Here is a 26,529-nt window from a genome sequence, read left to right on the forward strand (position 1 = left end):
TTAAAGGAGGCTAAGTATGGCTAATATTAAGATTGCTTTTATTGGGGCTGGAAGTGTAAGATATACCTTAACTCTTATTTCTGATCTTTGTAAAATAAAAGAATTACAAGACTCTTTTGTTTCTTTGATGGATATTGACGAAGAAAGATTAGATGCAGTCTTTAGACTTTCTAAGAGGTTAAATGATGAGTTTTCTTCCTCTTTAAAGATTGAAAAAACAAATAAACTTCAAGAAGCTTTAGAGGGAGCGAATTACGTTATAAATACTGCTTTGGCTCGTGCAGAAGGGCATGAGGATGGATATGTTCAATATGAAATTATGAGAGACGTGGGAGAGAAATATGGATATTATAGGGGAATAGATAGTCAGGAATTTAATATGGTTTCAGATTATTATACTATTGGGGGATTTAATCAATTAAAAATGTCCCTTGAAATAGCAAGGGCTGTAGAGAAATATTCTCCCAAGGCGTTTATTTTACAAACTGCAAATCCTGTTTTTGAGATTACTCAACTGGTTTTAAGACAAACCAATGCGAAAATTATAGGTTTTTGTCATGGATATGGAGGAGTATTTGATGTGATTCATGCCTTAGGCTTAGATCCTAATAAAGTTGATTGGCAAGTAGCAGGAGTAAATCATGGAATATGGCTTAATAGATTTTTATATGAGGGTAAAAATGCTTATCCTCTTCTTGATAAATGGATAGAAGAAAAATCTTTAGAATGGGAACCGAGGAACCCTTGGGATGTTCAGCTTAGTCCCGCGAGTATAGACATGTATAAATTTTACGGGATGCTTCCTATTGGTGATACTCCTAGAAATGGTTCTTGGAAATATCATTATAATCTTGAGACAAAAAGAAAATGGTATGGAAAATTTGGAGGAATAGATAATGAAGTGGAAAGACCTAAATTTTATGAAACTTTAAGAGCTTTAAAGAGAAGTTTAATAGAATTATCAAAAAATGATGAAATAAAACTTTCTCAAATCTTTCCAGAAATTGGAAAGAAAGAATTAAGTGGAGAGCAACAAATCCCCTTTATAAATGCAATAGAAAATAATAAAAGAACAAGGTTAATATTAAATATTCCTAATAATGGAATTATTTCCGAAATTCCTAGGGATATTGTAGTTGAAGTTCCTGTATGGGTTGATAAAGAGGGAATTCATCCTGAAAATATTTCTCCTGATTTAACCTCACGAATCAAAAAATTCTTTCTTATCCCGAGAATTATGAGAATGGAATTTGCTTTAGAAGCATTTATAACTGGGGATAGAAAAGTTCTTGAAGAGATTTTAATAAGAGATCCAAGAACAAAATCCTATGAACAGGTAAAGGGAGTTATTGAAGAAATTTTAAATTTACCCTTTAATAAGGAGATGAAAGAGCATTATAAATAAATTCTTTACTATAATTTAGGTCTTCCAAAGGATTCTTAAAAGAGGTCTCTATGGTAAGAGGTCCATTATAATCTATTTCTTTTAATCTATTAAATATTTTAGAAAATTCTATATTTCCTTCTCCCAATCTTAAATATTTTCTTTTTCCTTCATCATCAAAACTTTGTCCATCGTAGTCTCTTACATGAATATTTTTTAAAAACTTTAAAATACTCACAGGATATTTATCAAGAGAAAATTCTGTAGAGAAAAGATATTCGGTATCTATAGTTATTCCCACATTTTTGGAATATCTATTGATGAGATTTTCAAAAAATAGAGGGGGATTAGGAAGATAAGGTACATTCTCAATTGTTAATGTTACGTTATATTTCATAGAATACTCTACCATTTTATCAAATATGGGAAAAATTGTTTTTAAGAGGGAGTTTACATCAGATCTAAAAGGAGGATGGAGTACAATTACTGGAATATTATGTTCACCTGCTTTTTTTATCAACCTACTTAAAGATGGAAATATATCCTTAAAGGATTTATGGAGAATATTTTTAGGAGAATGGAGAGTAACTATCTTTCCTTGGTATTTTAGAGACTCATACAATATCAAGTTAATCATCTCTTCGTCAAAAACTTTTGCTATGAATAATTCAACCCCCATGTATCCTGAAGAGATAATCTTTTCCATTGCAAATATAGTTGCTTTTACTTTCTCTTCAGGACTACTTTCTGGATCCAAAAAACTTGCAGTGGAACATGAGATAAACATTATTTTTTTCTCTCAAAAAACTTTTTTCTAATTATATACTATGATATAATGAAAACACAAAGGGGAGGTGTCCGAATTGGCAAGGGGCCGGTCTTGAAAACCGGTAAGGCCCTCGTGGCCATGTGGGTTCGAGTCCCACCCTCCCCGCCAACTTTTTAATTTTTAATAATTCTTTTATTTATTTTTTTCATGGAGGTAATTTATATGGTTAAAATCGGTGTAATATCTGACACGCATCTTCCTTCTCGTTCTCCTTTTTTACCTCCTATTATTTTGGAAAAATTACACGGAGTTGAAATGATCCTTCATGCAGGAGACTGGGAGGAGTTATTCTTTTTAAAAGAATTGGAAAAAATAGCCCCTGTATATGGAGTGCAAGGAAATATGGATTCCTTAGAAGTTAAGAAAAAATTTCCAGTAAAAAGAATTATAGAAGTAGAGAATATAAAAATTGGATTAATTCACGGCGGAGGAAGTCCTTTTGGAATAAAGGAAAGAATAAAAAAAGAGTTTTTAGGAGAGGAAGTTAAGGCTATAGTTTTTGGCCATACTCATCATGCCTTAATGGAATGGGATGAGGATATATTTTTCTTTAACCCTGGCTCTCCTACTGATAAAATTTTTACCACGAAAAATTCTATTGGGTTTCTCTATGTGGATAAAGATAAGGTTTGGGGAGAAATTGTAGAATTATGAAGAAGATTAGTGAAATTGCCGAGTATTTGAATATAGGTGAGGAGAATTATCAACCTTATGGATGGTATATTGCAAAGGTTAATTGGAGTCTTTTAAAGTTTTTACAGGATAAACCTGATGGTAAATTAATTTTAATTACCTCTATAAATCCTACGCCTGCAGGAGAGGGAAAAACCACAACAACGATAGGTTTAGGAGATGCCTTATCCTTATTAGGGAAAAAAACAATGATTTGCTTAAGAGAACCTTCTTTAGGTCCATTTTTTGGGGTTAAAGGAGGAGCTGTTGGAGGCGGAAAGGCAAAGGTTGTTCCCGATTTAGAGATCAATTTGCATTTTACAGGAGATATTCATGCAGTATCTTCTGCTCATAATCTTTTATCAGCTTTGATTGATAATCATGTTTATCATGGAAATGAATTGAGAATAGATACAAGACAAATTCTGTGGAAAAGATGTATAGATATGAATGATAGACAATTAAGATTTATAATAAGTGGACTTGGGGGAAAGAAAAATGGTTTTCCTCGAGAGGATGGTTTTGAAATAACTGCAGCTTCGGAGATCATGGCCATATTATCTTTAGCAAAAAACTTAAAGGATTTAAAAGAAAGGTTAGAAAATATTATTATTGGGATTAATAGTGAGGGAAATCCTGTTTTTTGTAAGGATCTAAAGGCAGAAGATGCCATGTGTATTCTTTTAAAGGATGCTTTATCTCCCAATTTAGTTCAATCTCAAGAGGGCACTCCTGCTTTTATTCATGGTGGTCCTTTTGCGAATATTGCTCATGGTTGTAATTCTCTTATAGCTACAAAATTAGCTTTAAAGCTTTCTGATTATGTAGTTACAGAAGCAGGATTCGGTTCAGACTTAGGAGGAGAAAAATTTCTAAATATTAAATGCAGGATTGGAGAGATAAATCCATCTTGTGTGGTATTAGTGGTCTCTATTAGAGCTTTAAAGTTTCATGGTGGAGCTAAAAAAAGAGATTTAGATAAGGAAAATATTGATGCATTAAAAAAAGGTATTCCTAATCTACTTCATCATGTTTATATAATTAAAGAAATTTTTCATTTACCTTTAGTTATTGCAGTAAATAAATTTCCCTTTGATTCCCAGAGGGAAATCGAAATTCTCGAAGAAATACTTAAAGAAAGAAATTTAAGATATGCAATCTCTGAAGTCTTCAATAAAGGAGGAGAGGGAGGAATTAATTTGGCTATAGAGGTTTTAAATGCTATAAAGGAAGATCCTAATGGCTTTAATAATCTGTACGCCTTAGAAGAATCTTATGAATCTAAAATTGAAAAAGTTGCAACAAAAGTGTATTCTGCAGAAAAAGTAATATTTAGTGATTCCGCAAAAGAGGATTTAGAAAGAATATATAAATGGGGATTCAATAATTTACCCATATGTATAGCAAAAACTCAATTTTCTCTTTCTGATAATCCTAAGCTTTTGGGAAAGCCAGAGAATTTTATCATTAATGTGAACAGATTAGAAGTCTGGGGTGGAGCAGGCTTTGTAGTAGTATATACAGGTGATATTTTGACTATGCCAGGGTTTCCTAAGATTCCATCTGCTTTAAAGATGAATATAGATGAATTTGGAAATATAAAGGTAGGAGATTAAAATGGTAGAGATATTATGGGGAAAACCTTGTGCAGATGCATTAGAGAAGAGAATTAAGGAAGAAGTTATAGAGTTAAAAGAGAAAAAAATTTTTCCTACCCTTACAGTTTTAAAGATTGGAGAAGATAAAGAAGCAGAAGCTTATTTAAAAAGTATTAAAAAGGTATTTGAGAAATTAGAAATTAAAGTAGATGAAAGAAATTATAATGAAAAGATTTCTTTCCAAGAATTAATGGATATTTATAGAGAACTTAGAGAAAATAGAAATATTCATGGAATTTTGCTGTTAAGACCTCTTCCTGCTCATCTTGAAAGTTCCAGGGCTTATGCTTTTTTACCTGAGGAGAAAGATATTGAAGGTTTAAGTTATATAAACTTGGGAAAATTGTTTGCAGGAGAAGAATGCTTTATTCCATGTACACCATTGGCAGTTATGGAGCTTTTAGATTACTATAATATTTCCTTAGAAGGAAAAGATACAGTAATAATAGGAAGAAGTATCTCTGTAGGAAGACCTTTGTCATTGCTTTTTTTAAAAAGAAATGCCACAGTAACTCTATGTCATTCAAAGACAAAGGATCTCTCTCTTTATACAAAAAGAGCAGAGATTGTTGTCTCAGCAGTGGGAAAGGCTGGTATAATTAACGAGGAAATGATAAGGGAAGAAAGTATTTTGATAGATATTGGGACCAATATAGTAGATGGAAAATTAGTGGGGGATGTAGATTTTGAGAGGGTTAAAGAAAAGGTAAAAGCAATAACTCCTGTTCCTGGAGGAGTAGGGGTTATTACTGTTAGAGTTTTAGCTAAAAATTTACTGGAGGCTGTAAGAAAAAATGAAACTGGAAATTAAAGAATGGGAGGAAATAGAAAGTTTTATAGGAAAAGAGGTCTTTGTATTTAGTTGTAATAGTTGTGGAGGAGAAGAGATTGATAGGAAAAATATAAAAATAAAAGAGTTCTTGGAAGGGCATGGGATTAAAATATTAGGTATTATTAATTTAGAACCTAAGTACTGTAACATTAATTCTTTAAGAAAAATTTTAGAAGAAAACTTTATTTCTTCAAATTTTGTTCTTACCTTTACTTGTGGGGGATTGCCTCAAGTTTTGTCATCGCTTATAAATTCAAAGGTTATTCCTGCTGTAAATACCTTAAAGATAGAATTGGAGAGAAAATTGGGAAGTTTTGCAAGGTTATGTTCTGCTTGTGGAGAATGTTGGATTCATTATGTAGGTAATTTATGCATAGAAAGACTTTGTCCTAAAAAAATGAGAAATGGTCCCTGTGGAGGAGCAAGAGATGGTTATTGTGAGGTATTTAGAGAAAGAATATGTCCTTTTATAATTCTTTTTAAAAATAAAGGAGAGATAAAGGATATAATTCCACCCAAAAAATTTAGTAAAATCTTATTGCAAGAATGACCTTTAAAGATAAGTTATTGTCTGGAAATTTTGTAATAACAGCAGAAGTTACTCCTCCAAGAGGTACAAATCTAGAATCCTTTATTAAGGGAAGTTTATTACTAAAAGATAGTTTAGATGCCTTAAACGTGACAGATTTTCAAAATGTAGGAGTAAGAATAACATCATTAGTAGGAAGTTATCTTCTTCTCAAGGAAGGTATTGAACCTATTTTTCAAATAACTTCACGGGATAGAAATAGAGTTGCTATTCAAGGAGAGGTTTTAAGTGCGTATGTATTAGGAATTAGAAATGTATTAGTATTAACAGGAGATTACACTACAACAGGAATAATGAAAGATGCAAAACCTGTTTTTGATATTGATGCAATAAATATTCTTCAGTTTATAAAAAATTTATGTGAAGGAAGGGATTCTGCTGGGAAAAAATTGAGTGGAGCTCCTGAGTTTTTCTTGGGTGCAGTCTTTAATCCTAACTTAGAGCCCTTAGATTTGGAGATATCTAAATTGGAAAGAAAGCATAGAGCAGGAGCAGAATTTTTCCAATCCCAATTATTTTATGATCTTTCATTGATTGAGAGGACGAGAGAAAAAATAAAAGACTGGGAGCCTAGAATTTTAGCAGGAGTTACTATTTTTAAATCTAAAGAGATGTTTGAGTATATGATAAATAAAGTTCCTGGAATAAAGATTCCAAAAGAGATAATTGAAATCTTAGAAAAGAGTAAAGATATAAGAGAAAAAAGTATAGAGATTTGTGCAGAATTTTGTATGAAAATAAAAGAAAGTAAACTTCTAAATGGAATTCATTTTTTAGCTAGCAGACCAGTGGATATTTTAGAGGTATTGAGATTGCTTAAATGGAAGAAGGAGGAGAGCTCAAATGTTGAAGCCATCTGATTTCTTTGAATTAGAGGATTTTGAAGGAGAAATTTTTGAAGGAGTTGAGTTTGTATGGGAAGCTCTTTTGAAACTATCTGCTTTTCTATCGAAATATGTAAAGCCAGAGATACATGGAAAAGTTTTAGGGGGGGTTTTTATAGAGGGACCTGTTTACGTGGGCAAAGGAACAGTAATAGAACCAGGAGTATATATAAAGGGTCCCACCTATATTGGGAAAGATTGTGAAATAAGACAAGGTGCTTATTTGAGAGGTAATATTTTTATCGGAAATAATTGTGTGGTTGGTCATGCTACTGAAGTAAAGAATAGTATATTACTAAATAATTCTAGTGCACCTCATTTTAATTATGTGGGAGATAGCATTTTGGGACATAATACAAATCTCGGAGCAGGTACCAAGATTTCTAATCTAAAAATTGGTCCAGAATCTACAGTTAAAGTAAAAATTAATGATCAAATTATAGATACAAAATTACGAAAATTTGGCGCAGTAATAGGAGATTATAGTGAAACAGGATGTAATTCTGTATTAAATCCAGGAACAATTTTGGGAAAACATGTCTTAATTTATCCTAATGCAACAGTGAGAGGATATATACCTAACAATTCCATAGTAAAATTTAAGCCTGAATTGGAGATAATTGAGATAAAACCTTACCAAGCTTTTTGAAGTAAATTTAGTAATATTTCTTCTCTTATTTCTCGGGGATTAGTTTTAATAGATCTTGATTTTAACCCCTCTTTTGCAAGAAGAGGAAGATCCTCATATTTTATATTATAATTTCTAAGTCCTAGTCTTATATTTAAAGAATCAAAAAGATCTTTGACTTTTTTCAAGATTCTTTCCTTTGCAGATCTAATAGAAAAGATTCCAAGAGTTCTTCCCAAAAGCATAAGCTTTTCTCGAGAGAGAATCTCTAAATTGTATTCTAAGACGGGCAAAGTAACAAGAGCAGTGGAAAGACCATGGGGAAGATTTCCAAATACACCAACGGGATGAGCTAAGGCATGAATGGCTCCTAGTCCTGTTAGGGTCAATGCTATTCCACTAAAAGTGCTTGCATAAAGAACTTTTTCTCTTAAATCTATTCTTTCTCCGTTTTTATATACGCGGGGTAAGTAACTATAGATTAATTTAATAGCTTTTAAAGATATAGATTCAGTAAGAAGATTATTGTTCAAAGATAAAAAAGATTCCAATGCATGAATAAAGGCATCTATTCCTGAATAAGCAGTATAATCAGGAGGTAAAGTAAGGGTAAGATAGGGATCTACAATTGCCACATCAGGATATAGATAGTCACTAGCTATACTTAATTTTTCTTTTGTTTCAGGATTGATCAAGACGGATACCCTTGTGACTTCGCTCCCTGTACCTGCTGTGGTGGGAATAAGAATACATGGTAAACCTTTTTTTGGAATCTTGTCCGCTCCTATATAATTCCAAATAGAATCAGGAAGTTTGCATTTTACAGCAATAGCCTTTGCAATATCTAAAGCACTACCTCCACCGATTCCAATAACTGCATCAATATTGTTATTTTCAATTATTTCTGCACCTTCATCAACAAAGTAATAGGGTGGCTCTGGAGGTATTTTATCATATATAAATAATTCACATTGATAATTGTTAAAGCTCTTTTCGATTTTTTCTAAAATTCCTGTCTCCTTTAGATGTCTCTTTCCTGTTACTAATAAAAATCTTCTTCCAAATTTTAAAGCTTCTTCTGCTAAATTTTCCCAAATTCCTATTCCAAATTTAATTCTTACAGGAAAGTAAAAAGAAAAATGATTCATTTATAATTTAAAATCTCCTTCCTTTTTTAAGTATTCTACTAATCCTCCCTCTTTTAATATCTTTACCATAATTTCTGGAAGAGGAGAAAATATTTCTACTTTTATATTTTTACTCTTATTGTAAATTTCACCTTTAATCAAGTCTAAATATATTAAATCTCCATCCTCGATTAAATCTGTATTACACTCAAGTACAGGAAGTCCCACATTTATAGAATTTCTAAAAAATATTCTTGCAAAGCTTTTTGCGAGGACTGCGCTTATTCCTGCATGCTTAATTACCAAAGGTGCCTGTTCTCGAGAGGATCCACATCCAAAATTCTTCCCTGCTACTAAGATATCTCCTTTTGTTATCTTTTCATAAAAATTAGGATAAATATCCTCTAGTAGATGTTTTGCCATTTCATTAAAATCTAAGGACTTAAATTTATATTTTCCAGATATAATATAATCTGTATTTATATCATCTCCAAATTTATGAGCCTTTCCCTCGAATATCATTTTTTCTCCTCCTAATCCATAACTTCTAAAGGATTTGTAATTTCTCCTCTTATTGCAGATGCAGTAACTGTTAAAGGAGATGCTAAGTATATAAAAGCTTTATTATTTCCCATTCTTCCTTTAAAATTTCTATTTGCTGTGGAGATAACATTTTCTCCATCCGCTGGAACTCCTTGATGAGTTCCAACACAGGGACCACAGCCAGGATTTACAACGATTGCTCCTGCGGAAAGAAAAATTTCAATTAATCCTTCCTTTAATGCTTGTAGATATATTTTTTTGGATGCAGGAGCTACAATCATTCTTACTCCTTTTGCTACTTTTTTTCCTTTTAATAATTCTGCTGAAACCCTTAAATCTTCAAGTCTTCCATTGGTACATGTCCCTAAAAAGGCTTCCTGAATCTTAATTCTGTCTACGGAAGATATAGGAAATACATTGTCTACTTGATGAGGAAGAGCAACCTGAGGCTCCAAATTGCTAAGATCAAAATCATATACTTCGGAAAAATTAGCATCTTTATCTGAAGAGATTCCTTCTTCTATATCAATTCCAATTTCTCTAAAAAATCCCTTTGTTTTTTCATCAAAGGGCATAATTCCAGCCTTTGCTCCCATTTCTACTACCATGTTTGTTATGGTTGCTCTCCCATCGATGGATAATTCTCTAATTAATTCTCCATCAAATTCTATGGCTTTATAGGTAAGCCCATCCGCCTTAAAAAATCCCACAAGGTAAAGGATAACATCTTTAGCAGTGATTCCTTTTCTTAATTTTCCTCTTAAGATTATCTTTACTGTCTCGGGAACTTTAAACCAAAGTTTTCCAGTATACATAGCAGAAGCAAGTTCACTGGAGCCAACTCCTGTAGCAAAGCAATTTAAAACTCCATAGGTACAGGTATGGGAATCCGCTCCTATGATTAAACTTCCTGGTAATGCTAGACCTCTTTCCATAAACACTTGGTGACAAACTCCTTCTCCAATCTCTGAAAGCTGAGTTCTATATTTTTCTGCAAAATCCCTCATCAGTTTATGAAGATTAGCAACTCCTTCATTGGGAGGAGGAGCGGAATGATCTAAAACTAATAAAACCTTATTATTATCAATAGTCATCTTTCCTCCCAATTCTTCAAATACTTTTATAGCAAGGGGAGCTGTTCCATCCTGCCCCATTAACGCATCAACCTTTGCTACAACAATGTCTCCTGCTTTTACAGAATTTCCTGAATGATTTGAAAAGATTTTCTCACTTATAGTTTTTCCCATTTTTACACCCCTTTGGTCTCTGCTTTCTTATTTAAGTAATCCTGATATAGATACATTAATTCTTTATCAAAAAGAGGTCTCTTTAACTCTACAGCTAAAGCTCTAACAGATTTAAGTAGTTCTGTTGCTTCTTCCTCACTTAGTTGAATTCCATATTCGGAAAATTTTCTAATTAAAGCATGGGTTCCTGAATGTTTACCTATTACTATCTGTCTTTCTCCTCCTACCTCTTCGGGAGAAAAGACCTCATAAGTTTTTGGATATTTTAAAACTCCATCTGCATGGATTCCAGATTCATGAGCAAAAATGTTCTTTCCTACAATTGTTTTATTTAGTGGAAGCTCTCTTGCAGATGCTTTTGCAACATATTCACAAATTTCTTTAAGTTTAAAGGTTTTTATATCTAAATCTACATTATAGATATATTTTAAAGCCATAACTACTTCTTCTAAAGCAGCATTTCCAGCTCTTTCTCCTAATCCGTTTACTGTTACTCCTACATAAGTTGCTCCTGCCTTAACTCCTGCTAAGGCATTAGCTGTAGCCATACCAAAATCATTATGAGTGTGCATTTCTACAGGAATTCCAACTTCATCTATTATTTTTTTCACAATCTCGTAAGTGGTAAAGGGTTCTAAAATACCTACAGTATCACAAAATCTTAGTCTATCCGCCCCTGCTTGTTTTGCCAGTCTTGCAAATTCTAATAGAAAGTCTAGATCAGTTCTTGATGCATCTTCTGCATTTACAGAGACATATACTCCATGTTTTTTAGCAAATTCACAAGCCTTTACCATGTTTTCTAATACCCATTCTCTTGTTTTTCTTAATTTATACTTTATGTGAATATCAGAAGTAGAAATGGAGATTGCTACTGCATCAACCCCACATCTTAAAGAAGCTTCAATATCGCTAATAACAGCCCTATTCCATCCCATAATACTTGCTTTAAGTCCAGATTTTACAATTGCCTTTATTGCTTCTTCTTCATCACCACCCATGACTGGAATTCCAGCCTCAATTTGATGTACTCCTAATTCATCTAACATTTTAGCGATCTGTACCTTTTCAGTTTTAGAGAATACTACACCTGCTGTTTGTTCTCCATCTCTTAATGTAGTATCTACTATTTTTATATCTTCTTTTTTCATATTCTTACCTCCCTAAGGTTTTTAAAAAAGAAAGAGGTGCTTTGGAAATACTCCAAAGCACCTTCGCTTTTTCTCCATAAAATTTTATTTTTATGGAATTATTATATCACATTTTTACCATTTCCAAACCAAATTTCCATTAATATCCTTCATTTTTCCCATAATAATAGTTATAAGATCAATTAATACCCATATTATTAAGGGAATAAAAAGATACCAATAAAACATCTTTAGAGTTATAGATAATACTATCCACATGAATCCAATAAATAGCATAAGAAGTCCTGTTCCAATCTTTCCTATATAGAATCTATGGGCTCCAAATATTCCAAGAAAAATACAAAGAAGAAGGGCAATTTTTCTTGATTTATCAGAGAATCCCCTTGCCATAGGACTCCTCCTTAATTTTAAATTTTTTGTGAGTATAACATATTTCTCCTTTGACAAAAAGAGGTTAAATATATTATGATTATTCTAATACTTATGTTTGAAGAAAAAGATAAAGAAATAACTGTGTCTTTGTTTGATATAATATTTTCTTTATCAAGTACCATGGATCTAGTAAGTCCTGAGATTGTGACCCATTCTCAGAGAGTAGCTTATATCTCTTATAGTATAGCAAAAGAACTAGGATATTCTTGGGATAAAATATACGACCTTATATTGGCAGGAATGCTTCATGATTTTGGACTTTTATCTTATAAAGATATATTATCCGAAAGAGAGTTTGAATTTGACTTTATAAGCAAAACTCCACATTCCCATTCTTTTCTTACCTACTATTTGTTAAAAGATTTTTCATATTTTGAGAGAATTGCTGAATATATAAAATATCACCATTTACTATGGGATAATGGAAAAGGAGAGGAATTTAATGGAGAGAAGGTTCCCATAGAAAGTCATATTCTTCATCTTGCAGATAGAATTGAAGTCCTTATTCGTAAAGGAGAGCATATATTAAATCAAACGGAAAGAATAGTAAAAACTATAAGAGAAAACTCTGGAAGAATATTTGTGCCTTATCTAGTTGAAGCCTTCTATAACTTAATTGATAAAGAATATTTTTGGTTAGATCTTACTTCAAACTATATTCCCAATATAATAGTTAAGAAAGTACAAAAGGAAGATAAAAACTTGAGTTTTGACGATTTTGAGAGGTTATCAGAGATATTAGCAAAAACCATTGATTTTAAAAGTCAATTTACTTCAATTCACTCAAGAACAGTATCTATAATTTCCGAGAGTTTAGGAAAATACTTAGGTTTTTCCAAAGAAAAAATAAGATTATTAAAAATTTCAGGTTTACTTCATGATCTTGGCAAATTAGCTATCCCATTGGAGATTTTAGAAAAGGAAGGATCATTAAGTAGGAATGAATGGATAATATTAAGGAGTCATCCCTACAATACCCATAGAATACTAGATAATTTAAGGGGAATGGAAGCTGTTAGAGATTGGGCATCTTATCATCATGAAAGACTTGATGGTAATGGATATCCTTTTCATATTACAAAAGATGAAATTCCTATTGAGGCTCAAATTGTTGCAATAGCAGATGTCTTTACTGCTCTTTCTGAAGATAGACCCTATAGAAAAGCTCTTGGTATGGAAGATGTAATGAGGGAAATGGAAAATGAAGTAAATAATGGAGGAGTATGTAGAAATTTATATAATCAGTTAAAAGCTATTAGCAAAGATTTAAGAGATATAATAGTAAAAGCCTCTTCTTACTCAAAAGAGGAATACGAAAAATTCAGAGAATTTGTAGAAAGAACTTATAATCTAAATTAATTATTTAATTCTTCCTCTCCATTTTAAATTTTTCATTCCATTTAAAAATTCAGGTATTTTCTCTTTTGGAAATCTAGGCCACGTTATAACAATTAGAAAAATAAGATAAGTAACAATAAGGATTCCATAATTAAAGAGATTTCTAAACGCTATATAAATCATCATCCCATAAGGAACTGCTTCAAGTCCTTGAGCTAGTTGTTCCGAGGGAAAGGCCCAAAGTCCTAAAAAGGTTATTATCAAAAAAAGAATTGAGATAAAAACAGATATAAATCTACTGAAGGTAAGATAAAGAAGAACTCCAAAAGATACCATCATATCTGCGTATAAATCATGGGCTCCTATCCATGTTTGATAATTTACCTTAGATTTTCTTGCGAAAAATCCATCTAATATGTCAGTAAACCATGCAAAAATAAGCCAAAGTATTGCAGAGGGAAGACCATTTTTCCCGTGAGATAAACCTATAAAAGCTATCCAAAAACCTATAAGAAATCTTGATAAAGTAAGTGAATCTGCTAAGAGTTTTATATAAGTCATTTTTATTTCCCTCCCTTTTTATTTATTAAATAGATTTTATCATATTTTGTGATATATATCACTTCTTATAAGAGAGAAATTTTGTATAATAAATAACTAACTATAGAAAAGGGAGGTTATTTAAATGAAGAGATTAATATTTACATTGATAATTCTTACTTTTTTAACATCTTTCTCTTTTTCTCAACAAATATCAATTCAGGAAAGACCAGCTTCTCCCTCTTGGGAAAAGATAATTATAGTCCCCAATCCAGAAACAAAATTACAATTGGATTTATGGCTGAATAAGCCAGAAGGAAGTGTATATAGAATAGGGGAAGAGTTGAAAATATTTGTAAGAGCAAATGATGATGTATATCTATACATATTTGATTTAACTCCTGATGGAGATTTTAAACTGATTTTCCCAAATATGTATTCTGGAAATAATTTTATAAGAAAAGATCAAACTTATACCTTTCCTGATAAACCTGTGTATAGCTTTAAAGTGAGTCCCCCAGTAGGTAAGGAGTTTATCATAGGAATAATTTCTAAAAAACCATTAAATTTATTCCCTGGAAGAAAATTAGAGTCTTTAAAGCCTTTTGAATCCTTGGAGAAAAATATTGAAAAGGCTCTTAAGAATATAGAGAAGGTATTGATTGAAGAAAAAAAGGAAACTTGGGCTCAAAAGGTAACATATTTTTATGTACAAGAAGTAATAACTCAGGGAAGGGTAAAGATAAATTCAAATCCCTCAAGGGCACAAGTATATATTAACAATGACTATAAAGGAAATACACCTTTAACTTTAACTCTTTCCGAAGGAAGTTATAGGGTTCTTGTTAGATTAGAGGGATATAGAGATTATGAAACTAATATTATTGTAGAGGGAAATAGAGAAAAAGAATATACTTTTAATCTTTCTCCAAGATATGGAGATTTAACTATATTATCTACTCCTTCAGGAGCCTCCATTTATCTCGATGGAGTATATAGGGGAAGAACTCCTTTAACTCTTAAAAATCTTCTGGTAAAAACCTATGAATTGAAACTTACTTATCCAGGATATCAGGATAAAATAGAAAGGGTTGAGGTTAAAGAAGGAACTGAAATAAGAATAAATTTATCTTTACTTCCTACCTTTGGAAGTCTAAGCATATATTCTAATCCTTCAGGAGCAGAGGTATACCTTAACGGTGTTCATAGAGGAATTACTCCTTTAACTATTTCTAATCTTTCTCCGGGCACATATCAAATTCAATTGAGAAAAAGTGGATATAAAGATCTTTTAAGCTCTGTAGTTGTAACCTCAGGAACTACATCTTCATATAATTTTAACCTTACTCCTCTCCTGGGAATGATAAATGTATTTTCTAACCCATCAGGTGCTGAAGTTTATATCGATAGAGTTTATAGAGGAAAAACTCCTCTTTCTCTTTCTGATGTTCCTTCAGGAACTTATGATATTAGAGTAGTTCTTTCAGGCTATGAGGAATATTTTGAAAGAATTTCTCTCTCTCCAGGAGAAACAAAACAAATTACTGCAAATCTCAAACCTTTATATGGAGAAGTTTTAATTGATTCAAAACCCCAAGGAGCAAAGGTTTATATAAATGGAAAATATCAAGGAAATACGCCTATTAATCTTAATCTTTTTGAGGGAAAATATAATTTAACTCTAAGTCTTTCTGGATATTATGAGGTGAATACAGAATTAAATGTTAAAAGTAAAGAAAAAAGTAGCTATGTATTTGTCCTCTCTCCTATAGAAGTACCCTATATCTACTCTCTTAGCTTTACGAAGGGTATTGCAGAAGGAAACTTAATAATAACAAGATTAGAAAATTCTATATTTAGCAAAGAAGATGGAGTTTTTAATTTGACAGTTCTTCCCTCGGGTATTTTAGAAACAAAAGTTCCCCTTTCAAGATTTAAGAAAATCTTTTTAAGGGTTAATTTCTCTATTTCTTCTGATAGCAAGGGAATTATAAATCCCATATTCGAAATAACTCTTAATGGAAGATCTATAACACTACCCTTTGCCGTTGAAAGTAGAGAATATATAACAGTAAAGTGGGATATAACTTCTTATTGGCTACAAGATAAGGAAAACACTTTAAGTTTTTATGTGAGTAAAGGGGTAGAAGGTAGTTTAAAAATAAAAGAGATTTTCATAGAAGGAAAATAGACAAGAAATTATGTCCTTACTCTTGGTACCGGGATTTCTGTTAAAGATCTAAAATAAAATTTCAAAGGAATTAGAGAAAAATTATTATCTTCTCAAAAAGAGGGAGTAAAAGATAGGAGAGGAGGAATGTTATGAGAGAGTGGCCTAATTTTCCAACTTTTCCCAAGCATCAATTTTCCTTTCAAAATGTATTTTCTCTTATAATAATAATCTTTGTAATATTAATCGCTCTAGGAAGTTTTTATTTTGTTGGTCCTGCTGAGGCAGGAATATTAAAGAGATTTGGAAAAATTATAGGAGTCTATGGACCAGGACTTCATTGGAAAATTCCTATTATTGATTCTGTTCATAAAATTGATATTGCAGCAATAAGGAGACTAGAAATAGGATTTAGAACTATAGATGTAGGACCCCCTGCAAGATATCAAGATATTAAGGAAGAGTCTCTTCTTCTTACAAAGGATGGAAAAATTGTAGATTTAGATTTTGTTGTCCAATATCAAATTTCAGATCCTGTAAAGTACCTTATGTATATAAGGGGATCAGAAAAACTTTTAAGAGATCTTTCTCAAGCTTCTATGCGGCAGGTGGTTGGAAATTTTCTATTTGATGAAATTCTTACAATATCTAAAGATGAGATCCAAAATAGTGTAAAAAATGTTCTTCAAGACGTTTTAAGTAAAAACAATTTTGGGATTAAAATTATAAACGTACAGCTTCAAGATGTTGTTCCTCCAGAACCTGTTCAATCTGCGTTTCAGGAAGTTATCAATGCAAAATCTGAAAAGGACAAGTTAATTCTAGAAGCTCAAGCCTATTACAATCAAATTGTTCCTGAAGCAGAAGGACAAGCTGCTAAAATTATTGCTGAGGCGGAGGCTTATAAAAATGAACAGATTGAAAAAGCAAAGGGAGATGCTCAGAGATTTAAGGCTCTTTTAGAGAGATACAATAAAACTCCCTCTCTTATGAAGACAAAATTATACATGGAAGCTTTAGAGATGATTCTACCTCAAACCAAAATAATAATTATTGATGATCCAAAGGGAAGTATAAAAATATTTAATCTTCCTGCAGATGTTTTTACAAAAACCATGACTTTGCAAGAAGGAGGAAAGTAGAAATGAAATATATAATTCCTATAGCAATATTATTAATTCTTGTTTTTATTTTTATTACATCTACTTTTGTTGTAGATGTAACAAAACAAGCTATAGTAATGGAATTTGGAAAGCCTATAAGAGTTATAAAAGAACCTGGATTGTATTTTAAAAAGCCCTTTATTCAGGAAGTGGTATATTTTGAGAAAAGAATATTAGAATATGATTCAGAACCTACTTTTGTGGTCACCAAAGATAAAAAATCTATGATTTTGGATTCCTTTGCTCTTTTTAGAATTTCAGATCCTCTTTTATTTCTCAAAACTGTAAGAGACGAAGCTGGAGCTCAAGCAAGATTAGATGATATCATTTACAGCGAAATGAGAAGAGTTGTAGGACAATATGATTTTGATGATATTGTCTCTGGTAGGAGAGAAGAGGTATTCGAAGAAGTGACAAAGGCATCTCAAGTGAAAGCAAAGGAGTTAGGGATTGAGATAAATACTGTTAGAATGAAGAGGGTTACAGTTCCTCAAGAAAATTTAATGAAAATTTATGATTCAATGATAGCGGAAAGACAGAGACAAGCATCTTTATATAGAGCAGAAGGACAAAGAGAGGCTCAAAGAATAAAATCAGAGGCTGAGAAGAAAAAAGTTATTATTTTGGCGTCTGCATATAGAAGAGCACAAGAGTTAAAAGGAGAAGGAGAGTCAGAGGCAGGAAGAATTTTACAATCTGCTCTTTCTGCAAATCCAGAATTTTACCAATTTTTGCGGACATTAGAGGTTTATAAAAAAGCTCTTCCTGGAAATGTTCTTATTATAACTCCAGAGTCTGAGATATTTAAATATTTAAAAGGAAAATAAAATTATGTAGAGTTTCTTAATCTATTTTGTATATCCTGAATTATCTTTTTTATAGTAAGATCTGTTTGATATAATTCTTGAATTTTCTCGTAAGCGTGAAGAACAGTAGTATGATCTCTTCCTCCAAATTCTTCTCCAATTTTAGGAAGGGAAATATCGGTAAGAGTTCTTGCTAGATACATGGCAATTTGACGAGGTAATGCTATTTCCTGAGTTCTTCCCTTTCCTACAATTTGATCAGGAGTAATATGGAAGTAATTAGCAACTTCTTGAATAATACTTTGAATGCTTATTGGAGTTATATTTGGTGGTTGTAAAATGTCTTTTAAAACAGTCTTTACAAGGGAGAGATCAATAGGCATATTGTTCAAAGAAGCAAAAGCCACAGTTCTTATCAGTGCTCCCTCAAGTTCTCTTATGTTTGACTGAATCTGTTCTGCAATGAATTCTATGACTTCATCGGGAACTGTAACTTTTTCTGCTTCTGCTTTTTTCTTTAAAATAGCAATTCTTGTCTCCAAATCTGGGGGTTGAATATCTGCCATAAGTCCCCACTCAAATCTTGATCTTAATCTGTCCTCTAAGGTCGGAATTTCCTTTGGTATTCTATCGCTGGTTATAACAATTTGCTTTCCTGCCTCATATAGAGCATTGAAGGTATAGAAGAATTCTTCCTGAGTTCTTTCTTTCCCTGCTAAGAATTGAATATCATCAATTAACAAAATATCTATATTCCTATATCTTGATCGGAACTTACTCATTCCATCTTCCTTTATGGCATCAATTAGCTCTACAGTAAATTTTTCCATAGATGAATATATTACTTTTAATTGAGGGAATTTTTCTCTGATATAATGGCCTATGGCATGGATAAGATGAGTTTTTCCTAGTCCTACTCCTCCATATATAAAGAGAGGATTATAGGCTTTTCCAGGATTTTGACTTACTGCTAACGCTGCTGCATGAGCAAATCTATTGCTATCTCCCACTACAAAAGTATCAAAGGTATATTTAGGATTTAGATTAAGATGGTACAAGACCTCTTCTGAAATTCCTTTTTGAGGACGTTCTTCCTCATTATCTTCCGCGAATAATTCAATTTTCCATTCTTTTTGAGAAGTTTTTCTTAATGCTTCTTCAATTAGTTCCACATAATGATCTTGAAGCCACTCTTTGGAAAATCTATTAGGAGTTTGAAGAATAAACTTTTCTCCTTTAATTCCTAAGGGTTTTAAAGTCTTTATCCATGTTTCAAATCCAGGCCTACTTATTTCCAAAGAAATAATATCTAATGCCTTTTCCCAAGCAATTTTCCAGTCTTCCATAACCAACCTCTTAAAAAAAGATTATATAAAAACGCTTAAATTAATTTTAACAAATATATTTTTGTAGAGCAATTAAAAATTTTTCTTGGAGAAATCAGTATTTTCATGTATAATTAAAGCAAAAGACGTTATTCAAACGTGTAGGAAGATGGAGGGAAAGGAATTTCTTAGAAAAGTTCCATTATTCTCTGAACTCTCAGAAGAGGATCTAGATCGTCTTATTAATATCTCAAGAGAAAAATTTTATCCAAAGGATTCAGTAATTTTTCAAAGAGAAGAGGTTGGTAATTTCTTTTTTATTATTTGTTCTGGAAGGGTAAAGGTAGTAATAGAGACAGAAGATGGAAAAGAGGCAATTCTTTCTATTCTTTATCCCACAGAATTTTTTGGGGAAATGTCTTTATTAGATGGAGAACCAAGGTCTGCATCTATTGTTGCGCTTGAGGATACTCGAGTTTTAATAATCCAGAGGGACGAATTTTTAAAACTTCTTTATACCCATCCTGAAATGTCTTTAAAAATTTTAAAGACTCTTTCCCTTAGACTTAGAAAGGCAAATAGACAGATTGAAACTCTGATGTTTTTTGATGCGCCGGGGAGAATCGCGAGAATCCTTCTTGATATTGTTCTAGATAAAGGGATAAAAACAGAGAAGGGAATTGCAGTAGATTTAGATTTTACAAGACAAGAGCTAGGAAGTCTTATAGGTGTTTCTAGAGAAACAGCTACAAGAACCCTAAAAGCCTTTGAAGAGGAAGGAATAATAACTGTAGAAAAGAATCATATTATAGTTCATAATTTAGAAAAGCTTAAGAAAAGAATATATTAATGCATCAAAGACAAGTTATAAAAATAAAAGAGCCTGTAGAAGATAGGCTTGATAAATATTTAGCTCAGATATTACCCCTTACGCGTTCTCAAATCCAAAAGCTTATAAAAGATGGAAATATAAAAGTAAATGGAAAACCTGCAAAAGGAAGTCAAAGAGTAAAAATAGGAGATGAGATTGAGATAGAAATACCACCTCCAGAATCTACTGATTTAATCCCAGAAGATATAAAATTAGATATTATTTATGAAGATGAAGATCTCTTAATAGTGAATAAGCCAAGGGGTATGGTAGTCCATCCTGCTTGTGGTCACTATTCTGGAACATTAGTTAATGCATTGTTACATCACGTAGGTAGTCTTTCTCAGATCGGAGGAAAAATAAGACCTGGGATTATTCATAGATTGGATAAAGATACTACAGGACTTATTTTAATTGCTAAAAATGATTTTACCCATTTGGCTCTTTCGGAACAATTAAAAAACAGAACATTAAAAAGAATATATTGGGCTTTAGTGGAAGGAGAAGTTCCATGGGAGGAAAAAAGAGTAGAATTACCCATTGGAAGACATCCTGTATATAGAAAAAAAATGGCGGTAGTGTCTTCGGGAAAATCTGCAATAAGCTATTTTAAAGTGTTAGAAAGATTCAAAGGCTATACTCTTCTTTGTGTAAATCTTGAAACGGGAAGAACTCATCAGATTAGAGTACATCTAAGTTATTTAGGGATTCCTGTGGTAGGGGATGCTATTTATGGTAAAAAAGATAAAAAATTTGGAGTATCAGGCCAGCTTCTTCACGCAAAAGAAATAGTCTTTTTTCATCCGAGAAAGAGGGAATATATGAGTTTTTCTTCAGATTTACCTTCGGATTTTAAAGAAGTATTAAACCAATTGAGAAATAATATCTAATGCTTTTTCCGGCTTTACAAAAATTGTTTTCTCATTTTTATATATTACAAATCCAGGTTTTCCTTCTTTTGGTTTTTGTACGTATTTTCTTTTCGTATAATCAATGGCAACATAGTTCGAATTTTTCCCTTTACTGAAATATCCTGCTAGTTCTGCAGTTTTCTCTATGATTTCAAAAGGTATTTCTTCTTTTGATTTCAATTTTAGAACTACATGGGCTCCTGGTATACCCCTTGCATGAAACCATAAATCTTCTGGGCCTGCAATACTGAAAGTAACGTAGTCATTTTGTTTATTATTCTTTCCCACATATATTTCATATCCTTCTAAAATGAACTTATATGGTTCTGACTTTTTCTTTCTTTTCTCTCTTTCTTTCTTCTTTTTAATATATCCTTCATTAATTAATTCTTCTTCTATTTCCTGAAGTTCAAAGAAACTATTAGTATTTTCTAGGGATATCTCCAAGGAATTTAGATAATATATTTCTTCTTCTATTCTCTTCAACTGTTCCCTTAGTATTTCAATTCCCTTTTTTAGTTTTTTGTATTTCTTAAAATATCTTTGAGCATTATCCACAGGAGATAAAGAGGGGTCTAATTCTATCTCTATAAGTTCTTTGTTTTCGTTATAAGGATTAGGAAGGATTATTTTTTCTGTTCCCTTTTTAATTTCCTTCTGATAAAAAAGTAGTAGATCTCCTTTTATTTTCAAAACTTCTGCTGATTCACCTTCTTTTATCTTTTGTAAAAATTCTTCTTTTTTCTCAAGAACCTTCTCTAAGTTACTCTTTATAATATCTTGCAGTTTCTTTTTAAGTTGATCTATAAGGAAACTTTCTAAGGAATAAGAGTAGATATAATCTATTGTTTCAGTAAGATTCTTGAATTCCTTTCTCTTAAGATTTTCAAATATTTCTAAAGAAAAAAGAGAAAAGGTATAGGGTTTGTTTTCTACAAAATATACTAAAAACTGAAACTTTCTTTTTAAGATTTTATCTTTTATTTTAAAGATTTCTTTCTTTAGTTTTTCTCTATCCTCAATTTCTAAAGAAGCATAGGTCCCTTCTTTAATATCTCTTGTTATTTCTTCCGCCAACAATGGATTAATATATAAGATATCCTTTATAAGCACCTCTTTAACTGGTTTTTCCTTATTTAAGAATTTTTCTACAGTTTCTTCTTCTATATCTAAAAGAGAAAACTTTTCTATTTTTGGAGGATATAGATATACTTCTCCCGGCAACACTTCTCTATATCTGCTTTTTTCAGAACTTACATGTTTTATAGCATCTAAAATAATATTATTTTCACTTGTAAGAATTATATTACTATATTTCCCCATAAGTTCCACAATAAGTTTTTTTCTTGATTCATCAAATCTCTGAAATATAAATTCTACTATTCTCTCTTGAGGAATAATATGCCAATCTAGAATTCTCGCCCCCTCCAAATGCTTCCTAAGAAACATAACAAAGGGAGGAGGATTCAAAGGATAGGGAAATTCTTTTCTAGTTAACTGTATTCTATATAATTGAGGATGAACTGAAAGGGAGAGAATTAATTTTCCCTCCCTTGGAGAATATATATGAAAAAAAAGCTCTGTATTTCCTATTTGATAGATTTTTTCTACTAAAGAATTTTTAACTCTATCATAAAGTTCCTCATATAAAATTTCCAAAGTTAAAAGATCAAAATTTAGCTTTAAATTCATAATTTTTAAGTTTCTAAGAGAATATTATCAATTTTCTTTAAAACCTCTTCGCTCAATTTAATTCCTGATGCTTTTACGTTTTCTAAAATTTGTTCGGGTTTACTAGCTCCTGTAATAACACTACTTATTTCTGGTTTTCTTAATATCCAGGCAAGGGCAAGTTGGGACATTGTTATTCCTATATCCTTTGCAAGTTCTGTAAGTTTTCTTACTTTATTTATATTTTCTTCTGTTAGATCTCTTCGAATCCATTCACTCCACTCTGCTCTTGTTTTGCTGGGTATTCCCTCATTATATTTTCCTGTTAATACTCCTTGAGCTAAAGGACTGAATACAGTTATCCCTATTCCATACATACTACAAGTAGGTATAATCTCTTGTTCAATATGTCTATCCAACATATTATATCTTGGCTGTTCTACTTGAGGCTTATAGCAATTTAGTTTTTCGCATATTCCTACAGCTCTTTCAATCTGGGCTGCAGTCCATAGGCTAGTTCCCCAATAAAGAATCTTTCCTTGATGTACTAAATCGTCCATTGCTCTTACTACCTCTTCCAATGGAGTTTCTGGGTCAAACCTATGACAAAAATAGATATCTAAGTAATCAGTACCTAATCTTTTCAAGGAACCCTCTATGGATTCCATAATATGTTTTCTACTTAACCCTCTGTCATTTACATTATCGCTCATAGGCCAATATACTTTACTTGATATAACTAAATCCTGTCTTCTAAAATCTTTTAAAATTTTTCCTACAACCCTTTCAGCTTCCCCTTTGGCATAAACATCTGCAAGATCGAAAAAATTTATCCCATTTTCAATTGCAATATATATACATTTTTTAGTAACTTCAAAATCTACAGATTCCCCATAAGTTAACCATGCTCCTAAAGAGATTTCGCTAACCTTAATTCCCGCTTTTCCTAATTTTCTGTACTCCATTTTAACCTCCTCTATTCTTTTATTATTTCTCCGCCTTCTACCTCTTGGGAAATAATTTTCCAATCAGGTTCAAATTCTACGTGTAATCTTATAAGATTAGAACATTTTTCTCCTAAGATATCTTTCCATAATTCATATTTTATAATTTCATCGTTGGGACCAAATTCTGGATTAGATTCTTCTCTTGGTCTTATTCTTACAGAAATAATTTCTCCGCATCTTTTGCATTTAACTTTAATATCAAAAGTCTGAGGAGAGAAGGGGGGTGGAGAAAAAAGTTTTTTTAGCCAATTTAACATACTTTTTTACCTCCTAAACATTTTTATATATTTTAACCCATTTCTACCTCCACAAAATGAGTTTTTCCATCTCCAAATATAGGAAGAATATTTCCTGAGATCTCTTTTCCATCGACAATTATCTTTTTAATTCCCTTGGAAACGTGTTTTGGATTTTTAATCTCAATTCTATAATTAGCTCCTCTAAAGTAACGAGTAACAGCAAATCTTTCCCAATCCTTTGGAATGCAGGGATCAATTTTTAAACCATTAAATTCAGGTTTAATTCCTAAAATCCATTGAGACATAACTACAAAGGCCCAAGATGCAGTTCCCGTGAGCCAAGAATTTTTTCCTTCCCCATGTCTTTTTGCGTCCTTTCCTGCAACCATCTGACAATAAACATAGGGTTCTACTTTATGTATATCACTTTCTTCTTCAAAAAAGGCGGGAGTAATTTTACAATAGGCTTCATAGGCGCGATCCCCTCTTCCAATAACTGTTTCTCCTGCAATAACCCATGGGTTATTATGACAGAAAATTCCAGCATTTTCTTTGTATCCAGGAGGATAAGAGGAAATTTCTCCTAGTTCTAAATAATATTTACTATAAGCAGGCTGTTGAAGTACCATTCCATATTTAGTATCAAGATATTTCTTGCATGAGTCTAAAGCAAGTTTTGCTTTTCCATCATTTATGCCTATTCCAGCCATGGTACATATTCCTTGAGGTTCTATAAATATCTTTCCCTCTTCACATTCTTTACTTCCTACCTTTCGTCCAAAAGCATCATAGGCTCTAAGAAACCATTCCCCATCCCAACCATGTTCTAATATTGCAGAGACCATTCTATTACAGGCTTCTTTTGCCCATTCTGCTTCTTGATATTCTCCCATTTTTTTGCATATTTCTATATAATCAGGAGAAACAAAGACAAAGAGCCCTGCTATAAAAATAGATTCAGCAATTTTCCCCTCTTGGTTTGTTGTTGTCTGAAAGGATTCATCTGGATTTTTAGAGAAGCAGTTAAGATTTAAACAATCATTCCAATCCGCTCTTCCTATAAGAGGTAGTCCATGGGGTCCTAGATTATTAGTAACGTGGTGATAAGCCTTCTTTATATGCTCATAAAGGGTTCCCTTTTTTGTTATATCGTTATTATAGGGAATTACCTCATTAAGAATAGACCAATCTCCTGTTTCTTTTATATAAGCAGATGTAGCAAGAATTATCCAAAGGGGATCATCATTAAAATTTCCTCCTATATCATTATTTCCTCTCTTTGTTAGAGGTTGATACTGATGATAAGCTCCACCATCTTCGAACATGGTAGAGGCAAGATCTAAAATTCTCTCTCTTACTCTTTCAGGAATAAGATGAACTACTCCTAAAATGTCCTGATTAGAGTCTCGAAATCCTATACCTCTACTTATTCCTGATTCAAAATAAGAGGCACTTCTTGCTAAATTAAAGGTAACCATACATTGATATTGATTCCAAATATTCACAACTCGTGATAATATCTCCGATGGATGTTCAAGATGATATTTTGATAATAAATTATTCCAGTAATTTTTTAAATCGTTAAAGGCTTTTTCTACATCTTCGACTTTTTTGAACTTATTTATTATCTCATAGGCTCTTTTCTTATTAATTATACCCTTCTTCTCCCATTTTTCTTCTTCTGGATTTTCCACGTATCCCAGTATAAATATAAAATCCTTAGATTCAAAGGGTTCTAAAGAAATTTCTAAATAATGAGAAGCAATAGGTGCCCAACCTTCCGCAATGGAGTTTGTTGGTTTTCCATCAACAACAGCCTTTGGTGCAGAAAAATCATTATATAATCCTATGAAACTATCTCTATCAGTATCAAATCCTTGTATGGGAACATTTACAGAATAAAAAGCAAAGTGATTTCTTCTTTCTCTATACTCAGTTTTATGATAGATACAAGATCCCTCTACTTCTACTTCTCCTGTAGAAAAATTTCTTTGAAAATTTGTCTGGTCGTCCCATGCATTCCAAAGACACCATTCAATAAAAGAAAAAAGTCTAATTTCTCTTCTCTTTGAGGATAAGTTTTTAATAGTTAATTTCTGAATTTCTGCATTTACTCCAAGGGGAACAAAAAATAATATTTCACAGGACAATTCATTTCTTTCGCCTAAAATTCTTGTGTAAGAAAGCCCATGGCGACATTCATATTTGGAAAGATCTTTTTTAACAGGTTTCCAACTAGGAGACCAAAAATCTCCTTTTTCCCATATATAAAAATATCTACCTCCATTATCAATGGGTACATTATTATATCTATACCTTGTTATTCTTCTTAATCTTGCATCCTTATAAAAGGCATAACCTCCAGCAGTGTTTGATATTATTGAGAAAAATTCTTCACATCCTAAATAGTTTATCCATGGATAAGGAGTCATGGGATTTGTAATTACATATTCTCTATTTAAATCATCAAAATATCCAAATTTCATTTATATTAAACCTCCTTTTGTTAAAT

The 26,529-nt window shown here is 31.9% G+C and carries 25 protein-coding genes and 1 tRNA gene; 14 read left to right on the top strand and 12 right to left on the bottom strand.

Annotated elements, in window-relative coordinates; genetic code table 11:
- The first annotated feature begins 16 nt into the window (after positions 1-16).
- Positions 17-1,405 (top strand): alpha-glucosidase AglA, encoded by a 1,389-nt coding sequence (aglA, locus tag NZ841_01420; GenBank protein MCS7201426.1) that lies wholly within the window; start codon positions 17-19, stop codon positions 1,403-1,405.
- On the opposite strand, the gene NZ841_01425 is transcribed toward aglA, so the two are convergent.
- Positions 1,374-2,171, bottom strand: a complete 798-nt coding sequence (locus tag NZ841_01425; GenBank protein MCS7201427.1) for a sugar phosphate isomerase/epimerase — start codon at positions 2,169-2,171, stop codon at positions 1,374-1,376. The genes aglA and NZ841_01425 overlap by 32 nt on opposite strands.
- Positions 2,172-2,232: 61 nt before the next feature.
- Here NZ841_01425 and NZ841_01430 point away from each other — a divergent pair.
- The 7 genes from NZ841_01430 (at position 2,233) to NZ841_01460 (ending at position 7,497) form a co-directional block, all read left to right on the top strand.
- A tRNA-Ser gene (locus NZ841_01430) sits at positions 2,233-2,321 on the top strand.
- A gap of 54 nt (positions 2,322-2,375) precedes the next feature.
- A complete protein-coding gene (locus tag NZ841_01435; protein ID MCS7201428.1) occupies positions 2,376-2,867 on the top strand; it encodes a metallophosphoesterase in 492 nt (163 codons plus the stop codon).
- A complete protein-coding gene (locus tag NZ841_01440) occupies positions 2,864-4,501 on the top strand; it encodes a formate--tetrahydrofolate ligase (GenBank protein MCS7201429.1) in 1,638 nt (545 codons plus the stop codon). The genes NZ841_01435 and NZ841_01440 overlap by 4 nt, the downstream gene beginning before the upstream one ends.
- 1 nt (position 4,502) lies before the next feature.
- Positions 4,503-5,354, top strand: coding sequence for a bifunctional 5,10-methylenetetrahydrofolate dehydrogenase/5,10-methenyltetrahydrofolate cyclohydrolase (locus NZ841_01445; protein MCS7201430.1), 852 nt, complete (start codon positions 4,503-4,505; stop codon positions 5,352-5,354).
- Positions 5,338-5,925 carry a methylenetetrahydrofolate reductase C-terminal domain-containing protein gene (locus tag NZ841_01450; protein ID MCS7201431.1) on the top strand — a complete coding sequence of 196 codons (588 nt, stop codon included), beginning with the start codon at positions 5,338-5,340 and terminating at the stop codon, positions 5,923-5,925. The genes NZ841_01445 and NZ841_01450 overlap by 17 nt, the downstream gene beginning before the upstream one ends.
- Positions 5,922-6,824, top strand: a complete 903-nt coding sequence (locus tag NZ841_01455) for a methylenetetrahydrofolate reductase (GenBank protein MCS7201432.1) — start codon at positions 5,922-5,924, stop codon at positions 6,822-6,824. The genes NZ841_01450 and NZ841_01455 overlap by 4 nt, the downstream gene beginning before the upstream one ends.
- Complete coding sequence (locus NZ841_01460; GenBank protein ID MCS7201433.1) at positions 6,808-7,497, top strand: glucose-1-phosphate thymidylyltransferase; 690 nt, start codon at positions 6,808-6,810, stop codon at positions 7,495-7,497. The genes NZ841_01455 and NZ841_01460 overlap by 17 nt, the downstream gene beginning before the upstream one ends.
- On the opposite strand, the gene NZ841_01465 is transcribed toward NZ841_01460, so the two are convergent.
- The 5 genes from NZ841_01465 to NZ841_01485 form a co-directional block, all read right to left on the bottom strand.
- The gene (locus tag NZ841_01465) at positions 7,482-8,624 is read right to left on the bottom strand and encodes an iron-containing alcohol dehydrogenase (GenBank protein MCS7201434.1); all 1,143 of its coding nucleotides are present in this window, start codon (positions 8,622-8,624) and stop codon (positions 7,482-7,484) included. The two genes, NZ841_01460 and NZ841_01465, sit on opposite strands and share 16 nt — an antisense overlap.
- Positions 8,625-9,125 (bottom strand): 3-isopropylmalate dehydratase small subunit, encoded by a 501-nt coding sequence (locus NZ841_01470; GenBank protein ID MCS7201435.1) that lies wholly within the window; start codon positions 9,123-9,125, stop codon positions 8,625-8,627.
- A gap of 11 nt (positions 9,126-9,136) precedes the next feature.
- Positions 9,137-10,393, bottom strand: coding sequence for a 3-isopropylmalate dehydratase large subunit (locus NZ841_01475; protein ID MCS7201436.1), 1,257 nt, complete (start codon positions 10,391-10,393; stop codon positions 9,137-9,139).
- Between the two features lie 2 nt (positions 10,394-10,395).
- Positions 10,396-11,544 (bottom strand): homocitrate synthase, encoded by a 1,149-nt coding sequence (gene nifV / locus NZ841_01480; GenBank protein ID MCS7201437.1) that lies wholly within the window; start codon positions 11,542-11,544, stop codon positions 10,396-10,398.
- A 114-nt stretch (positions 11,545-11,658) separates the two neighbouring features.
- On the bottom strand, positions 11,659-11,934 hold the full coding sequence (locus NZ841_01485) for a TM2 domain-containing protein (GenBank protein MCS7201438.1): 276 nt from the start codon (positions 11,932-11,934) through the stop codon (positions 11,659-11,661).
- A gap of 75 nt (positions 11,935-12,009) precedes the next feature.
- Between NZ841_01485 and NZ841_01490 the strand changes: the two genes are divergently transcribed.
- Entirely contained in the window at positions 12,010-13,335 is a 1,326-nt protein-coding gene (locus tag NZ841_01490) for an HD domain-containing protein (protein MCS7201439.1), read from the top strand.
- On the opposite strand, the gene NZ841_01495 is transcribed toward NZ841_01490, so the two are convergent.
- On the bottom strand, positions 13,336-13,875 hold the full coding sequence (locus NZ841_01495) for a CDP-alcohol phosphatidyltransferase family protein (GenBank protein ID MCS7201440.1): 540 nt from the start codon (positions 13,873-13,875) through the stop codon (positions 13,336-13,338).
- Between the two features lie 124 nt (positions 13,876-13,999).
- Here NZ841_01495 and NZ841_01500 point away from each other — a divergent pair, with 124 nt between their 5' ends.
- The 3 genes from NZ841_01500 (at position 14,000) to NZ841_01510 (ending at position 18,014) form a co-directional block, all read left to right on the top strand.
- Entirely contained in the window at positions 14,000-16,045 is a 2,046-nt protein-coding gene (locus tag NZ841_01500; protein MCS7201441.1) for a PEGA domain-containing protein, read from the top strand.
- Positions 16,046-16,176: 131 nt separating this feature from the next.
- Positions 16,177-17,166, top strand: coding sequence for an FtsH protease activity modulator HflK (hflK, locus tag NZ841_01505; GenBank protein MCS7201442.1), 990 nt, complete (start codon positions 16,177-16,179; stop codon positions 17,164-17,166).
- Between the two features lie 2 nt (positions 17,167-17,168).
- Positions 17,169-18,014 carry a protease modulator HflC gene (locus NZ841_01510; protein MCS7201443.1) on the top strand — a complete coding sequence of 282 codons (846 nt, stop codon included), beginning with the start codon at positions 17,169-17,171 and terminating at the stop codon, positions 18,012-18,014.
- Between the two features lie 2 nt (positions 18,015-18,016).
- Here the strand turns inward: NZ841_01510 and dnaA are convergent, their stop codons facing one another.
- A complete protein-coding gene (gene dnaA, locus NZ841_01515) occupies positions 18,017-19,339 on the bottom strand; it encodes a chromosomal replication initiator protein DnaA (GenBank protein MCS7201444.1) in 1,323 nt (440 codons plus the stop codon).
- Positions 19,340-19,487: 148 nt separating this feature from the next.
- Between dnaA and NZ841_01520 the strand changes: the two genes are divergently transcribed.
- Together NZ841_01520 and NZ841_01525 are read left to right on the top strand one after the other, a co-directional pair.
- Positions 19,488-20,168 (top strand): Crp/Fnr family transcriptional regulator, encoded by a 681-nt coding sequence (locus tag NZ841_01520; GenBank protein ID MCS7201445.1) that lies wholly within the window; start codon positions 19,488-19,490, stop codon positions 20,166-20,168.
- Positions 20,168-21,079, top strand: a complete 912-nt coding sequence (locus NZ841_01525) for an RluA family pseudouridine synthase (protein MCS7201446.1) — start codon at positions 20,168-20,170, stop codon at positions 21,077-21,079. The genes NZ841_01520 and NZ841_01525 overlap by 1 nt, the downstream gene beginning before the upstream one ends.
- Here the strand turns inward: NZ841_01525 and NZ841_01530 are convergent.
- The 4 genes from NZ841_01530 to NZ841_01545 are packed head-to-tail and all read right to left on the bottom strand — an operon-like array spanning position 21,053 to position 26,503.
- Positions 21,053-22,792 (bottom strand): NFACT family protein, encoded by a 1,740-nt coding sequence (locus NZ841_01530; GenBank protein ID MCS7201447.1) that lies wholly within the window; start codon positions 22,790-22,792, stop codon positions 21,053-21,055. The genes NZ841_01525 and NZ841_01530 overlap by 27 nt on opposite strands.
- Positions 22,793-22,797: 5 nt before the next feature.
- Positions 22,798-23,736: an aldo/keto reductase family protein gene (locus NZ841_01535; GenBank protein ID MCS7201448.1), complete on the bottom strand. Its 939-nt coding sequence runs from the start codon at positions 23,734-23,736 to the stop codon at positions 22,798-22,800.
- A gap of 11 nt (positions 23,737-23,747) precedes the next feature.
- Positions 23,748-24,035: an RNA-binding protein gene (locus NZ841_01540; GenBank protein ID MCS7201449.1), complete on the bottom strand. Its 288-nt coding sequence runs from the start codon at positions 24,033-24,035 to the stop codon at positions 23,748-23,750.
- Between the two features lie 32 nt (positions 24,036-24,067).
- Entirely contained in the window at positions 24,068-26,503 is a 2,436-nt protein-coding gene (locus NZ841_01545) for a glycosyl transferase (protein ID MCS7201450.1), read from the bottom strand.
- Positions 26,504-26,529: the final 26 nt, after the last annotated feature.

Origin of the sequence: Dictyoglomus sp. (assembly GCA_025060475.1) — a bacterium.
GTDB lineage: Bacteria > Dictyoglomota > Dictyoglomia > Dictyoglomales > Dictyoglomaceae > NZ13-RE01.

Excerpts from the sequence above, each read along its gene's own strand:
- aglA (MCS7201426.1), top strand. The coding sequence starts at position 17 with ATGGCTAATATTAAGATTGCTTTTATTGGGGCTGGAAGTGTAAGATAT.
- NZ841_01425 (MCS7201427.1), bottom strand. The coding sequence starts at position 2,171 with ATGTTTATCTCATGTTCCACTGCAAGTTTTTTGGATCCAGAAAGTAGT.
- NZ841_01435 (MCS7201428.1), top strand. The coding sequence starts at position 2,376 with ATGGTTAAAATCGGTGTAATATCTGACACGCATCTTCCTTCTCGTTCT.
- NZ841_01440 (MCS7201429.1), top strand. The coding sequence starts at position 2,864 with ATGAAGAAGATTAGTGAAATTGCCGAGTATTTGAATATAGGTGAGGAG.
- NZ841_01445 (MCS7201430.1), top strand. The coding sequence starts at position 4,503 with ATGGTAGAGATATTATGGGGAAAACCTTGTGCAGATGCATTAGAGAAG.
- NZ841_01450 (MCS7201431.1), top strand. The coding sequence starts at position 5,338 with ATGAAACTGGAAATTAAAGAATGGGAGGAAATAGAAAGTTTTATAGGA.
- NZ841_01455 (MCS7201432.1), top strand. The coding sequence starts at position 5,922 with ATGACCTTTAAAGATAAGTTATTGTCTGGAAATTTTGTAATAACAGCA.
- NZ841_01460 (MCS7201433.1), top strand. The coding sequence starts at position 6,808 with ATGTTGAAGCCATCTGATTTCTTTGAATTAGAGGATTTTGAAGGAGAA.
- NZ841_01465 (MCS7201434.1), bottom strand. The coding sequence starts at position 8,624 with ATGAATCATTTTTCTTTTTACTTTCCTGTAAGAATTAAATTTGGAATA.
- NZ841_01470 (MCS7201435.1), bottom strand. The coding sequence starts at position 9,125 with ATGATATTCGAGGGAAAGGCTCATAAATTTGGAGATGATATAAATACA.
- NZ841_01475 (MCS7201436.1), bottom strand. The coding sequence starts at position 10,393 with ATGGGAAAAACTATAAGTGAGAAAATCTTTTCAAATCATTCAGGAAAT.
- nifV (MCS7201437.1), bottom strand. The coding sequence starts at position 11,544 with ATGAAAAAAGAAGATATAAAAATAGTAGATACTACATTAAGAGATGGA.
- NZ841_01485 (MCS7201438.1), bottom strand. The coding sequence starts at position 11,934 with ATGGCAAGGGGATTCTCTGATAAATCAAGAAAAATTGCCCTTCTTCTT.
- NZ841_01490 (MCS7201439.1), top strand. The coding sequence starts at position 12,010 with ATGATTATTCTAATACTTATGTTTGAAGAAAAAGATAAAGAAATAACT.
- NZ841_01495 (MCS7201440.1), bottom strand. The coding sequence starts at position 13,875 with ATGACTTATATAAAACTCTTAGCAGATTCACTTACTTTATCAAGATTT.
- NZ841_01500 (MCS7201441.1), top strand. The coding sequence starts at position 14,000 with ATGAAGAGATTAATATTTACATTGATAATTCTTACTTTTTTAACATCT.
- hflK (MCS7201442.1), top strand. The coding sequence starts at position 16,177 with ATGAGAGAGTGGCCTAATTTTCCAACTTTTCCCAAGCATCAATTTTCC.
- NZ841_01510 (MCS7201443.1), top strand. The coding sequence starts at position 17,169 with ATGAAATATATAATTCCTATAGCAATATTATTAATTCTTGTTTTTATT.
- dnaA (MCS7201444.1), bottom strand. The coding sequence starts at position 19,339 with ATGGAAGACTGGAAAATTGCTTGGGAAAAGGCATTAGATATTATTTCT.
- NZ841_01520 (MCS7201445.1), top strand. The coding sequence starts at position 19,488 with ATGGAGGGAAAGGAATTTCTTAGAAAAGTTCCATTATTCTCTGAACTC.
- NZ841_01525 (MCS7201446.1), top strand. The coding sequence starts at position 20,168 with ATGCATCAAAGACAAGTTATAAAAATAAAAGAGCCTGTAGAAGATAGG.
- NZ841_01530 (MCS7201447.1), bottom strand. The coding sequence starts at position 22,792 with ATGAATTTAAAGCTAAATTTTGATCTTTTAACTTTGGAAATTTTATAT.
- NZ841_01535 (MCS7201448.1), bottom strand. The coding sequence starts at position 23,736 with ATGGAGTACAGAAAATTAGGAAAAGCGGGAATTAAGGTTAGCGAAATC.
- NZ841_01540 (MCS7201449.1), bottom strand. The coding sequence starts at position 24,035 with ATGTTAAATTGGCTAAAAAAACTTTTTTCTCCACCCCCCTTCTCTCCT.
- NZ841_01545 (MCS7201450.1), bottom strand. The coding sequence starts at position 26,503 with ATGAAATTTGGATATTTTGATGATTTAAATAGAGAATATGTAATTACA.